Origin of the sequence: uncultured Aquimarina sp. (assembly GCF_947495315.1) — a bacterium.
Classification (GTDB): Bacteria; Bacteroidota; Bacteroidia; order Flavobacteriales; family Flavobacteriaceae; genus Aquimarina.
This window is the reverse complement of sequence record NZ_CANLYD010000003.1, coordinates 382863-400017: the sequence shown is the minus strand read 5'-3', so window position 1 is coordinate 400017 and position 17155 is coordinate 382863. Positions and strand designations below refer to the sequence as shown.

13 protein-coding genes are annotated in these 17155 nt (G+C 33.0%); 5 read left to right on the top strand and 8 right to left on the bottom strand.

The window, feature by feature from the left end:
- Positions 1–14: 14 nt before the first annotated feature.
- Positions 15–3194 carry a TonB-dependent receptor gene (locus tag Q0910_RS07630; RefSeq protein WP_299214394.1) on the bottom strand — a complete coding sequence of 1060 codons (3180 nt, stop codon included), beginning with the start codon at positions 3192–3194 and terminating at the stop codon, positions 15–17.
- Between the two features lie 231 nt (positions 3195–3425).
- On the bottom strand, positions 3426–4595 hold the full coding sequence (locus Q0910_RS07625; protein ID WP_299214391.1) for a FecR family protein: 1170 nt from the start codon (positions 4593–4595) through the stop codon (positions 3426–3428).
- An 88-nt stretch (positions 4596–4683) separates the two neighbouring features.
- On the opposite strand from Q0910_RS07625, the gene Q0910_RS07620 reads away from it, so the two are divergent.
- From Q0910_RS07620 to Q0910_RS07600, 5 genes are all read left to right on the top strand, one after another.
- Positions 4684–5241: an RNA polymerase sigma-70 factor gene (locus Q0910_RS07620; protein ID WP_299214388.1), complete on the top strand. Its 558-nt coding sequence runs from the start codon at positions 4684–4686 to the stop codon at positions 5239–5241.
- A gap of 159 nt (positions 5242–5400) precedes the next feature.
- Complete coding sequence (locus tag Q0910_RS07615) at positions 5401–6297, top strand: MerR family transcriptional regulator (protein ID WP_299214385.1); 897 nt, start codon at positions 5401–5403, stop codon at positions 6295–6297.
- Between the two features lie 20 nt (positions 6298–6317).
- On the top strand, positions 6318–7814 hold the full coding sequence (gene crtI / locus Q0910_RS07610) for a phytoene desaturase family protein (protein ID WP_299214383.1): 1497 nt from the start codon (positions 6318–6320) through the stop codon (positions 7812–7814).
- A gap of 92 nt (positions 7815–7906) precedes the next feature.
- Positions 7907–8746: a phytoene/squalene synthase family protein gene (locus tag Q0910_RS07605; RefSeq protein ID WP_299214380.1), complete on the top strand. Its 840-nt coding sequence runs from the start codon at positions 7907–7909 to the stop codon at positions 8744–8746.
- 27 nt (positions 8747–8773) lie between these two features.
- The gene (locus tag Q0910_RS07600) at positions 8774–9223 is read left to right on the top strand and encodes a beta-carotene hydroxylase (RefSeq protein ID WP_299214377.1); all 450 of its coding nucleotides are present in this window, start codon (positions 8774–8776) and stop codon (positions 9221–9223) included.
- Between the two features lie 4 nt (positions 9224–9227).
- Here Q0910_RS07600 and Q0910_RS07595 read toward each other — a convergent pair whose 3' ends face one another.
- From Q0910_RS07595 to Q0910_RS07570, 6 genes are all read right to left on the bottom strand, one after another.
- Complete coding sequence (locus Q0910_RS07595) at positions 9228–9788, bottom strand: redoxin domain-containing protein (RefSeq protein ID WP_299214374.1); 561 nt, start codon at positions 9786–9788, stop codon at positions 9228–9230.
- 392 nt (positions 9789–10180) lie between these two features.
- A complete protein-coding gene (locus Q0910_RS07590) occupies positions 10181–11926 on the bottom strand; it encodes a hypothetical protein (protein WP_299214371.1) in 1746 nt (581 codons plus the stop codon).
- A 74-nt stretch (positions 11927–12000) separates the two neighbouring features.
- The gene (locus Q0910_RS07585; RefSeq protein WP_298544342.1) at positions 12001–12669 is read right to left on the bottom strand and encodes a Crp/Fnr family transcriptional regulator; all 669 of its coding nucleotides are present in this window, start codon (positions 12667–12669) and stop codon (positions 12001–12003) included.
- Between the two features lie 355 nt (positions 12670–13024).
- Positions 13025–14095 (bottom strand): M12 family metallo-peptidase, encoded by a 1071-nt coding sequence (locus tag Q0910_RS07580; RefSeq protein WP_299214368.1) that lies wholly within the window; start codon positions 14093–14095, stop codon positions 13025–13027.
- A gap of 326 nt (positions 14096–14421) precedes the next feature.
- Positions 14422–15867, bottom strand: coding sequence for a nicotinate phosphoribosyltransferase (locus tag Q0910_RS07575; protein ID WP_299214365.1), 1446 nt, complete (start codon positions 15865–15867; stop codon positions 14422–14424).
- 97 nt (positions 15868–15964) lie between these two features.
- A complete protein-coding gene (locus Q0910_RS07570) occupies positions 15965–17119 on the bottom strand; it encodes a hypothetical protein (RefSeq protein ID WP_299214362.1) in 1155 nt (384 codons plus the stop codon).
- Positions 17120–17155 lie beyond the last annotated feature (36 nt).

The following is a 17155-nucleotide window of genomic DNA, read 5'->3' as shown; positions in this document are numbered from 1 at the left end:
TTAAACTAACTCAACTAAAGGCTAAAATTTACTCTTGCAAATAAAAATCTACCAGAATATCCAAACTGTGAAGTTCTTCTGGAATATACAAATTGATCACCTGCAGTTCCTCCTTCTCTATTCTCATCAGGATACACATCTAACAAATTATTGGCTCCAATAGTTATGTTTAGATTTTCTAACAATTTTGCTGAAAAAGAAAGATCTGTAACGACTTTTCCTCCATATACGGCATCATCACTTACAACGGTTCCATCTACTCTTGGATCTCCATTAAAATCATCCGGATCTGTCACTTCACCAAAGAATACATTTCTTAATAAAATATCATATCTACCAAAAGATAAAACATTTGTTAAGCTGAGTTTAGTTCTTGGTTGCGCAAGTGTTAGGAATGCCTCTTCCTGTCCATCAAAGAAATTAACACTTTGACCTGCATTGGCAATTCTTTCTGGAACTCGGATTTCTTCTACTTCAGTCTTTGCAAATGTTGCAGAAAGGTCATTTTTAAGCACCATATCTTCTCCAAAATTTGCTTTATGAGAAATTACTACATCAATACCTTGCGACTTAGTATCTATAGCATTGACAAAGAATCTAGCACTTGTAGCTCCAGCATCCTCAAATATCTGGGTTAACTCCGGATCTCCTCCATTTCCAAAACTTCCACTATATACAATTCTATCATCAATATTAATCAAATACGCATCTGCTGTAATTGTAAAATTCTGAATTTTGGCAGTAAGGCCTAAACTAAAACTACTAGAGGTTTCTTCTTTTAGTTGAGCTATCCCAATTAATGCAGCTGCTCTACTATTATTAGTAAAAGTTCCTTGTTCAAAAGGTTGATTATCTACAAAAACTGTACTAGTTCTGCTAAAGAATTGTTGATGCAATGAAGGTGCTCTAAACCCTGTACTATTTGCTCCACGAACCGAAAATTTTTCAGTCACTTTATAACGTGTTGCCAGTTTATAATTAAACGTATCGCCAAAATCAGAGAAGTTCTCATATCTACCAGCAAGGCTTACTAACCATTTTTCCGTAAAATCAGCTTCCAGATCAATATATCCGGCAATACTGTTCCTATATTCATCTGTTTCATTATTAGGATCGTATCCTCTAAATACTTGTGATCCTCCACCGAGTACTGCTCCCGTAAAATTGTTTCTTACTAAATCAACATCAGGTGTTGTACTTGTTACAATATTACCATTGATATCATAACTAGTATAAGATGCTTCTTCTCCTGCTGTAATTGTATAATTTTCTACTTTGTACTCTGCACCCATTGCCACATTCAATCCACTAAAAATATCTTCATAAAACCTACCAATATCCAGATTGGTTGTATTCTGCATAAAACTTAAGGCTCCAGCATCAAAACTTCTGGGTGTTGCCACTCCTAAGGTTCCGTTACTAGAGTTATCAACTGTAATATCAAAGATGTTAATTCCGTACGTATTAGAGAAATCCACATTCCAGTCTTTTACCTTTCCTTTGATTCCTACAGCAATAGATTTATCAACGATATCGGTTCCAATATTTGGTAAGAATCCGTTTGGAAAAGCCGGTGTATTGGCTCTACCGTCACTCTGTGCTGGTCTTCTGTAAAACCCGGATGCCAATCCTTCGCGATAACTAATTCCTCCAAAACTATAAAACTCTGCATCTTCTCCTAATGGGATTGCCATATTGGCAAAGAATTTTCCTTCTCTCAATTTAGCGGTACCTACTTTAAATCTAAAATCTGTACGTGTTAATCCACGTGCAGACAATTCGTCTTCATCTGCATCAAAATCTAATAAACCTCTAAATGTATCGATATCTGTAGGATCTGTAACATCCAAAGCAGCTATCTGATCTCTGGTTACCTGATCTAAATATGAGATATTTTGTGAAGCCGTTTGATAATCGACTAACGTCATATCAGCTACGTTTCCTCCACTAGCCGCAAATATTCGTTCTGCTCCGTGATATCCTCTAAAAATATCTCCCTGATAATCTTTATTACGTAGTGCAGGTTCTCTTGTAGATAGAGATCCAGTAAAATTGATATATCCACCATTCTCCCCTATTGGTAATCCATAGTTAACATCCAATACTACTTTTTCACCATCACTTCCTCCATCAAATTGATTAGAATTTTTACTGAAATTAGCTCCCGTAGTAAGTGTTAGGTCCAATTTGTTTGTTCCTTTCTTTAAAACAATATTGATTACCCCAGCAATTGCATCAGAACCATATTGCGCCGCTGCACCATCTCTTAACACCTCTATCCGCTGGATTGCCGCCGTTGGAATTGCATTTAAATCTGTCCCGACACTACCAGCTCCTACAGTTCCGTTCACATTAACCAATGCTGTATTATGTCTTCTTTTTCCGTTAATTAATACCAATACCTGATCAGGTCCTAATCCACGTAGTGATGCGGGATCTATATGATCTGTTCCATCAGAAACAGTTTGCGTCTGTGAAGTAAATGATGGAGCTACATAATTAAGAATTTCATTAACTGATGTCTGCGGACCTTGTGTAGCTATTTGTGTAATATCAATCACATCTATAGGTACAGCTGTTTCTGTAGCTGTACGGCTAGGATTTCTGGATCCTACAATTACTACATCATCTAACTGTGCAGATGCATCTTTTAAGGTTACGGTTATAAAATCTTTTCCTGTTACGTCAATTTCTTTTGTTTCAAAACCAATATACGAGATGACCAGTATATTATTATCATCTGGCATATTAATAGTAAAATTTCCTTCAAAATCTGTTTGAGCACCAATGGTAGTACCTTTTACCACAATATTTGCTCCCGGAAGCGGACTTCCATTAGAGTCCTTAACATTCCCTTTTACTTCACGAATAACCTTTAGTTTTTCTTTAGTAAATGGTGCTTTTTTTAACACTACTTGCTTTCCGATAATTGAATACGAAATATCTGTATTCTCAAAAAGAATTGACAAAACTCTGTCTATAGTTTCTTTTTTAACCTTAATCGAAGTCTTTTGATTCAGATTGACCTCATCATTAATATAGAAGAACTTATACGAAGTTTGACTTTTAATTTCTTCTAATGCTTCAGCAATTGTTGCTTGTTTTAAATTCAGTTCTATTTTGCCCTGCGAAAAGCCGGAAGTTGCCATCATCTGTAAGATGGAAAAACAAAATAAAACTAGTGTAAGCCTCATTCTTAATACGATTGATTTGTGCGCCAAGTGTGAAAATAGCGTACAGTTACCCTTTTTTTTCATAATTTTGAAAAGTTTGGTTGTTAGTACTCAGTTAAATAATAATCAGACCATAAGGGGAAGTGTTGCAGCACTTCCTTTTTTTCTTTTACGGATTGATTGTAATCTTCTTATCCTTATTTTGATCTGTTCTTTTTATTCATTTCTTAAATGGTCAGATCGAATTTACCATTAATCATTTGAGTGTATTAAAATTTTATTTTGGTTCATTTCATATGTAAAATCTATAGTTTCAGAAAACACATTCAGAATCTGTCGAACATTTTCTATATCAAATTCCCCAGTAAAACGTGTGTTGTTTAATTTTTGATTAGAACTTACAATTTCCACATCGTAAGCTCTTTCTAACCTTTTGATCACTGCTGCAAAAGATTCATTCTGTATCATCATTTTTCTATACATCCAGGACGTATACAATGTTGTATTAACTTTCTTCTTATTTAGGCGCTTTTGATCTTTTGTATACACGGCCTGATACGTTGGAGACAACTTCAACATATTAGTAGAGTTATTTGGATTATTAACCGCAACTGAACCTTCTACCAATGTTGTTTTTATTGTTGCGTCTTCAGTATAAGACGATACATTAAATTGTGTACCTAATACTTGTACATCAATTTCTCCTGTCTTTACTATAAAAGGCTGTTTTTCATTCGTAGTCACATCAAAGAAAGCTTCTCCTTCCAGATGTACTATTCTGTTTTTTTCTGAAGATCCAAAATGTTGTGGAAATTTTAAGGTACTTGCCGCATTTAACCATACTTTGGTACCATCGGATAAACTTAATTGAAAGATTTTTCCTTTAGGAATAGATATTTCCAGAAATTCGGCTTTGGTTTTATCGATACTTTTAATGATTAATTGATCTTGGCTTTTTTTACCAATTATCGCTCCGCTCGCAGTAACCAAATCTTCTTTATCATCAAAATCCATATAGGTGATTGTACCGTCTGCCTGAGAGATTTTAATCTTATCTTCTTGTTCTGTATGAACTTCTACTATATTCGGGTTGGTTTTAATGACAGATATATCCGGTTTAGTATAATAATACACACCCAACAATACTCCAGCCAAAACTGCAGCATAGGACGCAACTCTGAACCATGGTTTTAAAGAAATTATTTTTGCTCCCTTGTGATCAATTGTATCAATAAAACGTTTGTAGGCCTTTTCGGAGTCCGTTCGCAACCCTTCTTTATCTGAATGCCAATTTTCTACTTCTCTTTTGAAAAGCATTTCATTCTTAGGATTTTTCATAATCCATTGTCGCAATATTTCTTTTTCTGAATTAGAAAGTTCGCCTTCCAGATATTTTTTAATTATTGTTAAATAATTATCCATTCTTTTCTTTTTCTATATACATGATGCAGAAATCTTATCAATCCCCTACTTTATTTTAATTTTTATAATTTAGCAAGTGATTGTCATTATGAAAAGCAACAACCCTGACATAGAAAAATTATTGATTGAGGGATTAATAGACGGCAATAAAGAAAGCTACAAAATCATATTTGACCAATATTATCAATGGTTATGTAACTACGTCTATAAACTCTCTAATGATGGTGTTTTGTCAGAAGATCTGGTGCAAAATGTGATGTTACGCCTTTGGGAAAAAAAATCATCTTTACTGATCAATACATCTTTAAAAAATTACCTTTTTCGTTCCTGTCATAATGAATTCTTGATGCATTTACGCAAACAAAAGAAGGAAATTGATTTGTTAGATAAATTAAAATGGGAAGCACTTTTTGAACTTTATGCAGAAAAAGAAGAAAGCCAGCAAGAAGCTGATTGGTTGAAATTAGAAAATGCGATTGAGCAGCTTCCTAAAAAATGTAGAGAAGTCTTTAAACTAAGTAGATTAGAACAAAAAAGACACAAAGAAATTGCTGAAATCCTAGGTATTTCTACAAAAACGGTAGAGGTACATATTACTAAAGCCTTACGTTTCTTAAAAACGAATGTTTCTGGATTTTTCTTTTAACAACAAAAAATAGCACATCAATTAGAAAATACTAATATCTAAAAGTTTTAACTCTCCTTTTGTAAATCTTTTTAACATTTATAGTTGATAATTTAACAAGTAATACTTTCTAAATATTTACTTTTTTATTTACATTTGTTTAACCTTTATTTAAAAAGAGTGAACAACATTAAACAAAATTTTAGTATCAAAGATCTTGAAAATTTATGTGGTGTAAAAGCACATACTATTAGGATATGGGAAAAAAGATATAATCTCTTATCCCCAGATCGTACTGAAACCAATATACGGACTTATAGTTTAAAAAGCCTACAGAAGTTGCTGAATGTTACTTATCTTGTTAATAGTGGTTATAAAATCTCTAGAGTTTCTAAGCTTAACAATGAAGAGATTGACGAATATGTAAGAAGAATAGTATCTGACAACAGTACTAAAAATCAAGCTATTAACTCACTTAAAATATCCATGCTTAATTACGATCTACAATTGTTTTTGGGTACATATGAACAATTATCAGAAAAAAGAACATTTAGACAGATCTTTACTGATGTTTTTATTCCGCTCTTAACAGAAATAGGATTGTTATGGCAAACAAATACTATTAGTCCTTCTCACGAGCACTTTATTACCAATCTTATTAAACAAAAACTATTAATTAATATAGAAAAGCTTCAGTATTCTAAATCTACGAAAACTGATAAAGCATTTATCTTATATTTGCCAGAAAACGAAATACACGAATTAGGTTTGTTATATATAAATTATGAAATCTTACTAAAAGGATATAAAGCAATTTATCTAGGGCCAAGTATACCCTTGGACAGCTTGCCTAATATGTTATCGTTTCATGAGAATACCGTTTTCCTTTCATATTTCACTGTAAGACCAGAAAAAGATAAAATAGGTGAATATGTACAAAAATTTAATGAAATAGTGTGTTCCAAACGAGAAAGTGAATTCTGGATGCTTGGTAAACAAACCATGCATATTTCTGGTAACAGTGGATCCAACCATCGTTATTTTTCGTCCATAACTGATCTTATCAAAGAATTATAGCAGTTTTTTAAACAAACCTTATGTCACACAAAAAAGTAGTAATCATCGGTTCTGGCTTTTCATCCCTTTCTGCCTCTTGTTATCTGGCAAAATTGGGATATGATGTTACTATATATGAAAAAAATGATACTGTTGGTGGTAGAGCGAGACAATTAAAAAAAGAAGGGTTTACATTTGATATTGGCCCATCATGGTATTGGATGCCGGATGTATTTGAGAAGTTTTTTAATGATTTTAATACTTCACCTTCTGAATTTTACACATTGGATAAATTAAATCCAGCGTATAAAGTATTCTTTGAAAACAAGGAAAGTATTATTATAGAAGATACCCTAGAAAAAATCTATGCTGCTTTCGAAAATGAAGAAAAAGGAAGTTCTGATAAATTAAAAAAGTTCATATCTGCTGCTAAAAGTAATTATGATATAGCGATTAAAGAGTTAGTATATCGACCAGGTATTTCTCCTATAGAACTAGTAACCAAAGAAACTATTAAGAAAATTGGTCAATTTTTCAGCACTATATCCAGAGAAGTAAGAAAAGAATTTAAGAATAAAAAATTAATTCAAATTTTGGAATTTCCAGTATTATTCCTTGGAGCAAAACCAAGTGATACTCCTGCTTTTTATAGTTTTATGAACTATGCGGATTTTGGATTAGGAACCTGGCACCCAAAAGGTGGAATGTATCAGGTTATTTTGGGAATGAAAAAATTAGCCGAATCATTAGGAGTTCAGTTTTTCACGAACGCTACAGTTGACAAAATTTTGGTTGAGAATGGTATTGCCAAAGGAATTGTTGTAAATAATTCAGAAATTAAAGCGGATATTGTATTATGTGGCGCGGACTATCATCATGGAGAAACCTTACTAGATCCGAAGTATAGACAATATTCCGAATCCTATTGGGAACGCAAAACGTTTGCTCCTTCATCTCTTCTCTTTTATGTTGGATTCGATAAAAAATTAAAAAATATACACCATCATAATTTATTCTTTGATACGGATTTTGATGTACACGCAAAAGATATTTATGATGAGCCTAAATGGCCTGATGAGCCTCTTTTTTATGCCAATTTTACTTCTGTTACGGATTCAGGTTCGGCTCCAGCCGGAAAAGAAAATGGTTTTTTCTTAATTCCTTTAGCTCCAGGTATTGAAGATACACCAGAACTAAGAGAGATCTATTTTAATAAAATCATAACTCGGTTTGAAAATTTAACCGAACAAAATGTTCAAAATAGTATTATATTTAAAGAGTCCTTTTGCGTAAAAGACTTTATAAAAGAATACAATTCATATAAAGGAAATGCCTATGGAATGGCAAACACGTTATTACAGACCGCATTTCTAAGACCTAAGTTGAAAAGTAAAAAGGTACAACACTTGTTTTTTACGGGTCAACTAACTGTTCCCGGACCAGGAGTACCGCCATCATTAATTTCTGGAAAACTGGTAGCAGGACTAATAGAATCAAAATTTAATCTATCTAGTAAACCTAAATTGCAGACTATTTGATGTGTGAATACATCCTACTACTTTGCGCAATAGACCTAACATTAATTTAAGGATTAAATCCAAAAAATTAAACCTAAACTAAAATCTAACTGATGAAAGCTTTATTTGACTCCGTTTCTTATAGTTGTAGCAAGCTTGTTACTAACTCTTACAGTACTTCATTTTCTTTAGCATCTAAAATGTTATCAGATTCTATTCGTCAGGACATCTATAACATATATGGATTCGTAAGATTTGCTGATGAAATTGTAGATAGCTTTCATGACTATGATAAGGAAACATTATTCAATGATTTTGAAACTGAAATGTATAAAGCCATTGAATATAAGATTAGCCTAAATCCTATTCTTAATTCATTTCAGCAAACAGTTCATCAGTATAATATACAGCCGGAATTATATGAAGCTTTTATGAAGAGTATGCGATTAGATCTTCATAAAAAGGACTATTTAACCAATGCTGAGTATAAAGAATATATTTATGGTTCTGCAGATGTAGTGGGTCTTATGTGCCTTAAGGTATTTGTAAAAGGAGATGATAAAAAATATGATGAATTGAAGGAAAGTGCTATGCATTTAGGTTCTGCTTTTCAGAAAGTGAATTTCTTACGTGATCTAAAAGCGGATTTTGAAGACCTAAGTCGTACGTATTTTCCGGATACTGATTTAAGACAACTAGACGAGGAGTCTAAACTTAGAATTATAGAAGAGATTCAGGAAGATTTTGATAAAGGTTTTGAGGGGATTATGCAATTACCTGTTGAGGCAAAATTCGGGGTATACACAGCTTATATTTATTATAAAAAGTTACTTAATAAACTAAAAGCTACTCCTTCTGTAGAAATCAAAAACACGAGAATCAGAGTACCTAATTATCAAAAATTTGGACTATTGGCTAAATCGTATTTTGATTACAGACTAAATCTAATTTAATAATACATTGAACGAAATTTATCTAAGATGAATGTTCTAATTTGGATATTGATTTTTATAGCTACCTTCTGTTTTATGGAATTCATGGCGTGGTTTACCCATAAATATATCATGCACGGTTTTTTATGGTCATTACACAAAGATCACCATCACAAGAATCACAGTAGTTGGTGGGAACGTAATGATTTATTCTTTGTATTTTATGCAGTAGTCAGTATGTCCTTTATTATGCTCCATGATCCTATCACTTTCTGGGTAGGAGAACCGGTAGGTTTTGGAATTTTAGCTTATGGTATTGCCTATTTTTTGGTACATGATATATTTATACACCAACGCTTCAAACTATTCCGAAATGCAAATCATTGGTATGCAAAAGGTGTTCGAAGGGCTCATAAAATACACCACAAACACTTAGGAAAGAATAAAGGAAAATGTTTTGGGATGTTATTTGTTCCTTTTAAGTATTTCAGGAGTTAGAAATTTACTCTGCCAATAACTGATCTATAGTTGTTCTCACCTTATCGGTATTCCAGTCTGCTGCACCGACTTTATGAATCACAATATTTCCATTTTTATCAATAAGATATGTTCCCGGAATAGGTTTGTGGACAAAAGGTTTAGGATGCTCTGATAGCGCCCTATAAATTGGATAATTATAACTTTTATCACTCATAAATTTATTTAATTCCGGATCATCATCCTCTGTCAAAAAAACAAATACTACTTTATTTTTATAATCATTATACAGTTCTTGTAACGATGGCATTTCTGCAATACAAGGAGGACACCAGGTTGCCCAATAGTTTAATAATACCACTTTACCTTCAGCTGTATTAAAATTCATTGATTCTGTATTTACTCCGTGAAGTTTCCAATCATAAGAGGCCACCTGGGCTCGTTCCTCTACATCCACTAAGCCAGGGCTAAAAGAAAATATTCTGGTTAGGAAAATCTGCATCATTCCTCTGGTATTCGGAATAAAAAAGAGTAGTAAAATAATTACAAAAATCAGGTTAGATATATTCTTTTTATTGAATTTCATAAAAGATTTTCTATTATATAAGTAATTGAATTTGTCAGCAAAAAAATGTTTCCTTACAAAAGTATATATAATCTATGATAAAAGATTATCTGACAATTAGTAAAATATATTTAATAGTTATTGAAAAATTAGATGTTGGAAAATAAATCTCACTCTTCAGCGGGATAAGCGCAAATACATATTTTGAAAGCTCCCGTTAATGAGGGCTTTTCATCCGCTTGGGCGGATCGCTAAATTAATAAAGCGCAACCAAAGGTCGCGCTTTAAAACTAACAAAAAAACAACAATGAACTATTGTGTTATACTTCCTGTGAGAACGGAAGCAACCTTAAGTTCACATTATCTTGAACAATAATTATTTCCTTTTTCATTTTTAGATAAGCCACTGTTAGTTATTGTCTTGTTACCTGAATAGCGTTTGACAAACTGAAACAACCGTTTAAGTCATTTGCATTCATATCCATCTCTAATCCTTGTATTCCATCCTCATATCTTAAATACCAGATTAAACACACTCCAACTCCAGCTCCATCAAAATCCACACCTTCTACCATTGCTAATGTTGGCGGTAATCCTAATATTTTCCCTTGATCATCTGTAATAACCCAAGTACTATTAGATCCTGCAGCATTCGAACTATCTAGCATTATTCCACTTACCATATCAGGTGTTCCATCTACCGTGAATGTAAAAGGTCCTCCGGATAATACTCCAGGGCTTGTATTACAATTTCTAGTAACAGTGATCGCATTAGAAAGATCAAAATCACCAGTTACATCATTCGCATTCATCCCCATTTCCAGTCCGGTAACCGCTCCGTTATACCTTGCATACCAAATTAAACAAACACCTGGTCCTGCTCCATCAAAGTCTACACCTTCTACCATTGTTAATGTTGGTGGTAAACCTAAAATATTTCCTTGGTCATCTGTGATAATCCAAGTACTATTATCACCAAACGCATTAGTGTCATCCAAGGTAATTCCTGAAACCATATCTGCAGTTCCATCTACATCAAACTCAAAAGGGCCTCCTGCAATAGCTCCAGCATTTACAACTTGATTACGAACCACAGTGATCGAGTTAGAAAGGTCAAAATCTCCAGTTACATCATTAGCATTCATTCCCATTTCTAATCCTGTTACAGATCCATTATATCGTGCATACCAAATCAAACAAGTTCCTACTCCTGCTCCGTCAAAATTCACACCTTCTACTGCAGCTAATGTTGGCGGTAATCCAAGAATATTTCCTTGGTCATCTGTAATAATCCAAGTACTATTATCACCAAAAGCGTTGGTATCATCTAATGTTATTCCAGATACCATATCAGCATCACCATCTACATCAAATTCATAAGGCCCACCAGAGATAGTTCCTGCATTTACAACTTGATTACGCACTACAGTAATTGCATTAGAAAGATCAAAATCACCGGTTACATCATTAGCATTCATCCCCATTTCTAAACCTGATATCGTTCCTTCGTAACGAGCATACCAAATTAAGCAAGTTCCAGCCCCTGCACCATCAAAGTCAACTCCTTCGACTGCAGTCAATGTTGGCGGCAGACCTAAAATATTTCCTTGATCATCAGTTACAATCCAGGTACTCCCAGAACCAAATGCATTGGTATCATCCAATGTAATTCCTGAAACCATATCTGCTTCTCCGTCTACATCAAATTCAAAAGGTCCACCAGTTATAACTCCTGCATTAGCTACTTGATTTCTTACTACTGTAATAGAATTGGAAAGATCAAAATCACCGGTTACATCATTGGCATTCATACCCATTTCTAAACCTGTAATAGTCCCATTATATCTAGAATACCAGATTAAACAAGTACCAGCTCCTGCTTCATCAAAGTTTACTCCTTCTACTGCTGCTATGGTAGGTGGTAATCCTAGAATATTTCCTTGATCATCGGTTACAATCCAAGTACCACTTGTACCAAACGCATTGGTATCATCTAACGTAATTCCTGATACCATATCTGCTTCTCCATCTACATCAAATTCGAATGGACCACCAGAAATTTCACCAGCGTTAGCGACACGTATTGTGTCGTCATCGTCACTACAGGAAACTGCGATTAATCCTATCGCAAGCATTCCTATTATTAATTTTTTAAACATTGCCTTTTGTTTTATGATTATTATTACTGTAAAAATAATTTCATAAAACTTTTTAAAATGTTAGCTAGCTAACACTAAGCAACATTTTTTAAACGAATCTCCTTTCTATTAAAATCAATTTGTTTAGATTCCTTTAGTTCATTGAGAATGATATTTAGGGTAGGACGCGATGTACCTATAAGATTAGCTATATCTCTTTGTGTATACGGATGATGTATCACAGTATCTCCTGTATTAGGACAACAATACCCGAAATCTTCTTTTAGTTCATCAAAGAATTCTAATAGTCTAGTTTTAGTATCTTTAAATAAAAGTAACTGCAATCTTCTTTCAAGACGTTTAAAGCGTAAGCCAATAAATTTATATACTTTAAGACTAAAGGTTTGATTATCACGCATAAGATCATGCATAGTTTGCACTCCAATTGGGCAAATAGAGGTAGTATTATCAACAGATTGAGCAAATTCAGTTCTTCTGTCTTCACCTAGAATTGCCTTTTCTCCAAAAAGCTCTCCGCGAGTTAAGATAGCCTTTACTACTTCCTTACCATCTTCAGAATAATATCCTATTTTCACCTTTCCTTTTTCAATAAGATACACTTTATTAGCCGAGTCTTCTTCAAAATAGATGTAATCGCTTTTTTTATATGCGTCAAAATCGTGACTCTTTTTGTACTTTTTAAATTTATGAGGACATAATACCTTAAAGAGATTTGCGTCCTCAAAAAACCAGATTGCACTCATGACGATTGTGTTTTATAAGTTAGTTACATTATGCAGTCGTAAAATATTGAATAACCTTACTTTAAAATGTAAAAAATCGACACTTAACTATATATGATTGATTCTTTGAGATTTAACATCTAAATTTATCTAGTTTAACAAGAAGAAATGATAGATAACCATTAAAGCAGTATTCAATTTTATTTCGTGTTTTTTTAATGAATTTTAGAAGGACCAAAGCGTTTTCTTAAGAAATTTGTTTTTCAAAACAAAAAAGATGCATTCGTAGAACTATTTCGAATCTTATTTTGCAGAAAAAAACCGGAAGCTTTCTCAAATAAGCTTCCGGCCTATATTTAATGTTTATTATATTTAATTAGTTTTTCACAACACGAAAAGAAGAAATAATATCGTTCCAATTATATTGTTGAAGACAATCAACACTAAAAGTGGCACTAGCTGCTCGACCACTAAAATCTTTATCTGCATAAATAATTATTTTATAGCCTTGCGCAACTTTAAAACTTGAAATATCATCATTTCGGGTGCCTCTAGCCAATAGATCATTTAAATTATAGTCACCTACTCCATATGTTTGCGAACTTCCGGAGAATGGACAATGTCTGTATACAGTTACAATATTCTCACTACCTCCACCTCCATCACCGGGATATAATGTACGAATTGCAACAAGGTCAAAATTAGTAAATCCATTCCAAGGCAATACCGAAGAATTCATAACAGAGTTAGAATCTGTAAGCGGAGTTCCTTGAATTACCGAACCACTGTTCTGATTTGTATGAAGCAAACCGAAATTATGACCCATTTCGTGGACCATAGTAAATAGCTTTCTTCCTGATTCCATATTATTGAATCTAGTGTTTATTTCGATCCAACTTCCAACTCTTCTAGAAGAATTTGGTAATAACGCTCTTGCAACCCAATTTTCATTAGAAAAACCAATAAAAATACGTGCGTCTGCATTGTTTCTGTCATTGGTAAGAGAAACTCGAAGTCCTGATCCATTGATAGCATTATATTGAGCAACTGCTCCATTGATGGCTGTTTGCCACGACTGTGGAACATTACCTTCTACAAAATAGGTAACATCACGAGCATTATCAGCACTTACGATATACGTGCCGCGACGTTGTTTATCATTAATCCCTGCATCCAAACCATCTCTTTTAATATAGTTGGTTACTTCATCTCTAGAAATTAAAAGATCTTTATCAATTATGAACATGTCACTTTCTTTATGATATGTAATTGTACTCCTCTCGAATCCTGAATTGACCAGAAAAGTATAATATTTACCTAAATCTGAAGAGGATTCAATTCCATCTTCAAATTCTTCATCAGAACAGGATACAAAGAGTGAGACTACGAATATTGTTAAATATGAAACAATGTTCCTTACTAAATGATTAATAATTTGTGTTTTCATACGTATAAGTTTAGTTAAATTACATTTGTGTGTTAGAAATTTACAAGAAGTGATTTTTATAAAAAAACTAATACGCCGTACCGTAGAAAACTATAGATCAACAACTTAAAAACACAGCTAATCTGCAAAATATCTGTGGATCTCTTTTTTTTTGATACTTAACGATTTAAAGAATATTTCAAATCGTTTAATCTTAGACTAGCAAGCTGTTGACTTTTTACGTTTTTAAGATCAAACGATTTATAATCAGAAATGGTTTCACTTAAAAGCAAAAACTCCTTAAGTATCATCTCAAGGAGTTTTTAATATTTTACTTCAAAGTTTATTTACCGAAGGATTCTCTCTCTAATAGTTGATAAACTTTCATCAATGACCAATTTCCCATCTTTAAAAACTGTTTGAAACAATCCCTGAGTTTCTTCTTCTATAGTACATTGATCTTTTAGCGTAATTTCTCCATTAGACTTGTAAAGTTGCATCAACCCTTTCGCAGATTTTTTCGTTCCATCATCTGTAATAGGATCTTTAAAAATTTCTCTTCCTTCTCCATTTACCTCAACATAAGTTGCCTTCATAGCAAATCCAAAAGTATCTCGAGTATTATATTGATAGGTAAAACTTCCTATTCCAAGTACTACATTAGTAGATGCAAAACCTTTTTCTTTAAGTCGCTCACATATTTGTGTAGCTCTATCCATAGTAATACTGTCTCCATAAATTGCTCCTATTTTTGGATTTAGTACTTTATATCCTTGCTCATTAATAGTTCCTCCGAATTCATCCCAAAGCAATTCGATTACTCCTTTGGCAATTATAGGATCTTCATGTTTGCATCCACATATGATATCTACCGGATCACCAGAATCTGGTCTAATCACTAGTTTACCTTCACGTTGGAGGATTTCATTTTTTAACTTAGGGAGATATTCCGTCAACACTTTCCAGAGATCCCAAGTATCAGAAACCACAGATAATATTCCTGCAGGATAGGTTTCTAATAATCTTCTGAAAGTACCGATCTCATCATCTTTACTACCAGCACACATTACACTATGTTCAGTAGCATTGACACTACCAATCACTAATTCTTTAGTAACATCTGCATTATAGTACATCTCATATGCTTTTGCTACTGGTAAGGTGTCACTTCCTGAAAAAGAAAGTGCGTGTCCCATACCGCTCAGAATGGAAGATTCTGTTCCAGACATTCCTCTCATAGAAAAATCGTGACCTTGCCAGGTGATAAATTCCAGATTTTCTTTATCCGTTTCTGAAGCGTAGTTACTAAGAATCTTTTGATATTGTTTTGCTATAGTTGCAGAAGTACATGGTTGCCATATGATACTAGACAATAACGTTTCTAAATAATTTGTCAACCAAAAATATTCCGATTTTGTATTTACCAAAGTAAACATGGGCACTCTGATCGGCACCTCTGTACCCTCTGGTAAGGCTTTTATCTCAATCGGCAAATAACCTAAATCGTGTAATTCTGAAATGTGCTGAATATCATAATCCACACCTAAATAATGATCTACATATTTTTTATATTCTGAAACGACTTCTTCTTTAGGAAGGTTAAAGAAACTTTCATTAAATCTCTTAATCAAATATTCTTTTACGAAATACTGCAAACCAAAAAATACTACATTATCAATTCCTTCTATTCTACTCTTTCTTGGAGTCCAATTAGAATACACTAAGGTAGTTCCATCTGGATATTGTTCTTTATGACCTAATTTATAACCGTCTGTTAATAGTAGTGGATTCATATATGTTTATTATTTTGCGTTAATTATACGCAAATATAGTTTTTATTTTGAAATTTAGAAAATATTTAAACCAATTTCTTTTGAACATCTATATACACTAGTCGTTTCGTGTGTTTTCTAAATACTCTTTAAACACTTTCTGAAAGTTAATAAGATCTATCTTTTCTTTTTTAATTTTGCTACTGTCTTTATATTCTTCGTAATATGAGTTCTCTTCTTTCTCAAAAAAACGTATACCTTTTAGTATCTCACTACTCTCTCCTGTGATGATGTACCCTCTAAAAACCTCTGGTTCTTGTAGACGTTGTTTATCTTCCTTTTGTATTTCAACAGTGAAGGCCTCTATAAACGCATCAAAAAAAGATTGCATATTCTTATTGGAAAAAATCTCTGGGTTATCAAAATACATTTTCTGTATATCTATCAGATCTAACCTGGTCGAGTATTTTTCAAAACCACCTCTTCCATAATTATACGTAGCATTATTTTGATCATATATAAACAATGTACAATTAGCTGGTAAACTTTCAATGTCTCCTTTTATATAGTAGTTAGAACCTATTTTCTCTCCTCCAATGTGATAGTTAGTTACCCACGCCTGGTTTTTCTTAAATAATCGTATTTCTATATTTTCTCCAGCTGCTGCTATTGTGGGAGATCCAATGATAAGTGTATCAGAGACCAGCACTAAAGAAGTTCTCTGATAATAATGCATTGCAAATGCATCAATGTGAAATGCTGTAGTTTTTTGCTTCTCAATTTTTCTTGAAATTATTCCTGAATTTAGTTCTCCATACTCATATCCATCCACAATTTTACCGCTCTCGTAAACAGATTTAATATTTAATTTTGGCTTATATAAATCTTTCATATACTCTTCATAATCTTCTTCATTCATCACCTCTCCTTCTTGCTCCTGTAAACCTTCTACTTCAGAGGATTCTGCTCCTAATGCCATTTGATAGACATCCAAAGAATATTGAAATTTTGCTTCTCCATTCTCATAATAATCTACTCGCGGAAATTCATCATTTCCTTTTGAAAAATATCCGTTATACGGTTTACCATCCTTATAAAAGCCTTTATACACTTTTTGAGGTTTTTCGACAATAACAAAGGAATCGTACTCAATAAAGTCATCCATATTTTGAGAATTTACAGAATTAGATAAAAGAATGTAGAATACTAAAAGAAAAGTAATTTTGGTGCTACTTTTGGTTGTATATCCTAACGGAAATTTGACAACAATCATTTATAGAATTTTAGAAGATAAAAATCGAAACTATTT